General features: G+C 61.4%; 5 protein-coding genes. 3 read left to right on the top strand and 2 right to left on the bottom strand.

What is annotated here, in order from left to right; all coding sequences use genetic code 11:
• Positions 1–73: 73 nt before the first annotated feature.
• Both hslU and ACZM96_RS09410 read right to left on the bottom strand, forming a co-directional pair.
• Positions 74–1,390, bottom strand: a complete 1,317-nt coding sequence (hslU, locus tag ACZM96_RS09415) for an ATP-dependent protease ATPase subunit HslU (protein WP_294489154.1) — start codon at positions 1,388–1,390, stop codon at positions 74–76.
• A gap of 169 nt (positions 1,391–1,559) precedes the next feature.
• A complete protein-coding gene (locus tag ACZM96_RS09410; RefSeq protein ID WP_489488743.1) occupies positions 1,560–1,757 on the bottom strand; it encodes a FeoB-associated Cys-rich membrane protein in 198 nt (65 codons plus the stop codon).
• Positions 1,758–2,180: 423 nt separating this feature from the next.
• Between ACZM96_RS09410 and ACZM96_RS09405 the strand changes: the two genes are divergently transcribed.
• From ACZM96_RS09405 to ACZM96_RS09395, 3 genes are read left to right on the top strand one after another with little or no spacing between them, the layout of a single operon-like run.
• Positions 2,181–4,106: an AsmA family protein gene (locus ACZM96_RS09405; RefSeq protein WP_489488741.1), complete on the top strand. Its 1,926-nt coding sequence runs from the start codon at positions 2,181–2,183 to the stop codon at positions 4,104–4,106.
• A 17-nt stretch (positions 4,107–4,123) separates the two neighbouring features.
• Positions 4,124–4,555 carry a hypothetical protein gene (locus tag ACZM96_RS09400; RefSeq protein ID WP_489488740.1) on the top strand — a complete coding sequence of 144 codons (432 nt, stop codon included), beginning with the start codon at positions 4,124–4,126 and terminating at the stop codon, positions 4,553–4,555.
• A 10-nt stretch (positions 4,556–4,565) separates the two neighbouring features.
• The gene (locus ACZM96_RS09395) at positions 4,566–5,039 is read left to right on the top strand and encodes a YbaK/EbsC family protein (RefSeq protein WP_489488739.1); all 474 of its coding nucleotides are present in this window, start codon (positions 4,566–4,568) and stop codon (positions 5,037–5,039) included.
• The last annotated feature ends 226 nt before the right edge of the window (positions 5,040–5,265 follow it).

Genomic DNA, 5,265 nt, shown 5'->3' with positions numbered 1-5,265 from the left:
GGGGGGGTGCGGGGGGAATTATTTCCCCCGCATGCCTTTCCTGTCTTTCCTGCCTTTTCTGCCTTTCCTGTCTTTACAGGATGAACTGCTGGAGGTCGACGTCGTTTCTGACGTCGGCGAGGTGTTCGCAGACGTAGTTTTTATCGATGACGATGTGTTGTCCGGCGCGTTCGGGGGCGTCGAAGGAGATATCGGCGAGGATTTTCTCAAGGATGGTATAGAGTCTGCGTGCGCCGATGTTTTCGGTTCTGGCGTTGGTTTCTTCGGCGAAGGACGCGATTTCGCGCAGGCCGTCTTCGGAGAAGTGGAGGGTGACGTTTTCGGTGGAAAGCAGGGCGTTGTACTGCTTTTGCAGGGAGTTGTGCGGTTCGGTAAGGATGCGGTAGAATTCCTTGCTGCCGAGGGCCTGGAGTTCCACGCGCAGGGGGAAGCGGCCCTGGAGTTCGGGAATGAGGTCCGAGGGTTTGCTGAAGTGGAACGCGCCCGCCGCGATGAACAGAATATGATCGGTATGGATCATGCCGTGCTTGGTATTAACCACGCAGCCTTCCACCACGGGCAGAAGGTCGCGCTGCACACCTTCGCGCGAGATGTCCGAGGAGCGCTGCTGGGCTGCCGAGCTGGCAATCTTGTCTATTTCGTCGATGAACACAATACCGCTCTGCTCCACGCGTTCGCGGGCCACTTCCACAATGTGTTCCTCATCTATCATGGAATCGCGGGCCTGCTGCACGAGAATATCGTAGGCGGCGCGGGTTTTCATGCGCTTTTTCTGCGTCTTGGGCGGCATGAAACGGCTCATCATGTTTTTCATCTGACTGCCGAGAGAGTTATCCATGCCGGGCATGCCGAACATATCCATCTGGGGAGCCTGTTCGGTGACTTCCACTTCCACCTCGTGATCGTCGAGGTGACCGAGCTTCCAGAGATTGCGCAGCTTTTCGCGCGTAGCCTCGCGGCTCGCCTCCATGCTGCTGCCGGGCAGAAGAAGATCAAGCAGGCGCTCTTCGGCCTGAGCTTCGGCCTTGGCGGCCACGCGTTGACCTTCTTCGTCGCGCACGAGCTTGATGCCGATTTCCATGAGGTCGCGGATCATGGATTCCACGTCGCGGCCGACGTAGCCGACTTCCGTATATTTGGTGGCCTCCACCTTGATGAAGGGCGCGCCGGTGAGCTTGGCCAGCCGGCGGGCGATTTCGGTTTTGCCCACGCCGGTGGGTCCCATGAGTATGATGTTTTTGGGAGCGATTTCGTCGCGCAGCGCGGGATCGAGCTGCTGCCGACGCCAGCGATTGCGCACCGCCACGGCCACCATGCGTTTGGCCTGTTCCTGGCCGATGATATATTTGTCGAGCTCGGCAACGATCTGCCGGGGGGTCAGCGTGTTCATGCGAATACTCCTTTTTTTCAGAAAATAGGCCCGATTCTGAAAAAGGGAAGAGCCGCGCGCACGACTTCGGCCCGGAAATTTGCCGAGGCGGAACATTTTGCGCGTCGCGGGGAGGAAAAAGGGGGCGGATCACGGCCCCGGCCCCCCGCGACGGCGCACAGTTACGAGATCAGGAACGGGGAGCGCTGTTGTCGGGATGTTTTTTGATCTGGAGCGGTTCCAGCGACGTGGCGCAGGAAGCGCAGCCGCCCTTTTTGGAGCAGGAACAGCCGCAGCCGCAGCCGCCGCCGGAAACGGAACGGCGGAATCTGGTGAAGAGATAGACGCCCGCGAGGGCAAGGATGACGAGAACGACGAACGTCTGCATGATGACTCTCCTCTGCCGGGGTGAGCCCGGCGTATGTCGTCGGGAAGCGCGAGCGCGTCCCGGGATGGTTGAAGCGCGTCTTCCGGGATATCCGGGGAAGGCGTAAGCTGACGTTAGCAAGAATGAAAATCATTTTCAAGTAATTTTTCGGGGGAATCGGCCGCACCTCTGCTTTGCGAGCAGGAAGCCGAGCTCATCCGCAGGCCCCTGCCGCGTTCCCATCATCCTTTTCCCCTCCTCTTCCCACGTTCTCCTCCCCCTCATCTTCCCGCTTTTTCCCCTCTCCCGGCTGCGTTTTCCCCTCCCGCACTTCGCATTCCCCACCATTTCCCCATCAATCACGCCCCGCGACCATCAGGGGACTTGCCGCCTCCGCCGATTCTGTATACTGTATCCCCATTAACCCGTTCGCCGGATACTCAGATGCTGCGAAAAATACTCATCGTTCTCGTTCTTCTCGTCCTAGTCGCCGGAGGCGGTCTCTTCGCGCTGGTCGCCACCAACAGCGACATCATCGTCGACAAGTTCAACGCCTACGTCGAAAACAGCACCGGCGCCCCCCTCGTTTCCGAAAAAGCCCCCGAGCTCACCCTCTTCCCCAACCGCGGCCTCGAACTCGCCGCCAGCTCCTGGAAACGCCCCGACGGCAGCCTCAGCTTCAGCTTCAGCCGCGCCTCGGTCATGATTTCCTCCCACGCCCTGCTCACCGGCAAATTCAGCATCAAAAACTTCTCCGTCGATGACCTCAACCTCACCATGAAGCTCAAAAAGCCCCTCATGGAATACCTCAACGGCATCCCCGCCAGCGTGGAACATCGACGCGACTTCGACGACCTTATTCAGAGCATACCCCACGCCCTGCGCATCGCTCCCGACAACATCAGCATCAACCGCGGCCGCGTGTGCCTCATTCAGCCCGACGGCTCCACCATCGTGTTCGCCCCCGTCACCCTGAGCGCCACCAACGTCCACCCCGGCACCGCCACCAAGTTTGTTCTCCAGACCGACATCGAAGGCTCCTCCCCCTTCTTCCACGCCGGCATCGAGCTCAACTGCTCCGCCCTCCTCAACAAGGACAAGGCTTCCTTCGCCATCGAAAAGGCCATGCTCACCCCGGGCAACGGCGTCGCCTTCCGCGAATACCTCAACCTCTCCGGCGAACTCGACTACGACTTCGACAGCGACGCCCTCACCCTTTCCCAGCTGCGCTTCAAAGGCCCCGATCTCTCCGCCACCGCCTCCGGCAGCGTCGCCTCCCTCGCCCGCATGTACAGCGATCCCGTCAGGGGCGACGCCACACTCAAGGTCGAAATCGAAGGCGATCCGCAGCGCATCAGCTCCATCATTCATCATCCGCTGCCCTTCGCCGATCACAGCATCTTCAGCGACTGCTCCTTCGCCGCAGAAATGCGCTGGTCCGACGGTCGCATGCAGATGTCCAACATTCAGGGCAACGCCGACGACCTCACCTTCTCCGGCAACCTCGTCATCTCGCACAGCCCCTTCGTCATCACCGGCGACCTCAAGCTCGGCGACCTCAGCCTCGACGACTATCGCAGCAGCAGCGACGCCACGCCCAAAAAACTCGAAAACCGCGACTTCACCCGCTGGCCCCGCGTCAATCTTCAGCTCTCCGCCGAACACCTGCGCTGGAACCGCGTCCACCTCGAAAGCGTTCACACCCGCCTCGCCGGGCAAAGCGGCACCTACGAATTCAATCCCCTCTCCGGCATCCTCGCCGGCAGCCCGGTCACGGCATCCATGAAAACCGTCATGCTGCCCACCACGCCACTCTCTTCCCGGCTCTCCGTCAACTTCAGCGTGCCGCAGGCCAATCTCAACGACATCTCCCAGGCCATCGCCGATCAACCCCTGCTCATGGGCAGCGGTTCCATCAACGCCTCCCTCTCCTTCACCACCTCCCGCGGCCTGCCTTCCCTCAACGGCAAGGGCAGCCTCACATCGTCCCAGGTCGAAACCTCCTTCAGCATTCTGCCTTCCAGCATTCCGCTCGCAGGCACCCTCCTTTCCTCCAACCGCTTCGACAGACTCTTCCTTTCCTTCGCCGTCAAGAACGGTCAGCTCTCCGTGGACAGGCTCGCCATGGAAGCTCCCCGCCTTTCCCTTTCCGGCTCCGGCAACGTCGATCTCGTGGAAAAAACCATCGACGCCTCCGGCTCCGTGCAGATTCCCGGCAGCGCCGCCCTTCCCGTGCGCCTCGAGGGCAGTCTCCCCTCGCCGCGCTACTCCCTCGACGCCGACGGCAACCGCACCCTTTCGTCCAAGGCCATTGATCTCGATCTCAACCTGCCCAGACAACTGCGCAACATTCTGGGCTCCGCGCGCTAAGCTCTTCAAGGATCGTTATGTCCAGCACTCCCGCAGGCAAAGGCGCAGGCAAGCGCGCCGCCGAACTCTTCACCGCCTCCGGCGGCGACAAGCAGCACGCTCCACGCAACATCGTCAAAAAGCTCATGAACGGCGAGTTCTCCCTCACCGTCACCTTCTGGATCTTCTGCGTGTCCGTGCCCCTCGTCGGACACCTCGTCTTCACCCGCCTGCTCTTTCCCCTGCTCGATCTGCAAAGCTGGCACGGTTCCACCGCCTTCCTCGTCTGGCCCCTGCTCGCCCTGCTCTACGGCCTGCTCGCCAGCCTCGGCCTCTGGCGCAGCCGCGCGCATTTTTCCGGCAATCCCCTGTGGGCCAACCTCGCTGGCCTCGCCGCCATACTCGGCGCGCTCGGCGCCGCAGCCTACGCCGTCATGATGGCCGCTTCCTGGTTCATGCTTGCCGCCTAGTGAGTTTCCCATGTCCATAGAAAAAGCCAAAGCACATCTGCGCCGCTGGAACCGCGACCGCGACGTGCAGGAACACGAGCTCTCCAGCGCCACCGTCGAGCTCGCCGCCCGCGCCCTCGGCGTCGAGGCCTGCCGCATCGCCAAAACTCTGTCCTTCCTGAACGGCGAACGCACCATCCTTCTCGTGACCGCCGGAGACGCCCGCGTGGACAGCTCCCGCTTCAAGAAGACCTTCGGCGTGAAAAAGGTCAAAATGGTTCCCGCCGAAGAGGTCGAAGCTCGCACCGGCCACGCCGTGGGCGGCGTGTGCCCCTTCGGCGTTCCCGACTCCGCAGACGTGTTCCTCGACGAATCCCTGCGCCGCTTCGATACCGTGTTCCCCGCCTGCGGCAGCGACAACAGCAGCATCGAACTCTCCCCCGCCGACCTCGAAACCTGTTCCTGCTCCCGCGGATGGGTGGATGTGTGCTCCGGCTGGCGCTAATTTCTCCTTTTGCCTTTCCCGCCCCTTGACAAAGGCCCGGAACACGTCATAGTCAAGCTGTGGAGAAAGGCAGAAACATGATGAAAGGCACGACGAACAGAGTTTCTCTCGGCATCAGGATCATGCTCCTGATGATCTGTTGCGTCCTTTTCATGCCCCCCCACGGACATGCCGGGGAAAGCAAGGAGACCCAAAGCTTCCGCATGGCCTCGCTCACCCTCGCGGT

It is taken from the genome of Mailhella sp. (assembly GCF_057866825.1).
Note: the sequence above shows the minus strand (reverse complement) of the source record. Positions and strands in the feature narration are given on the sequence as shown.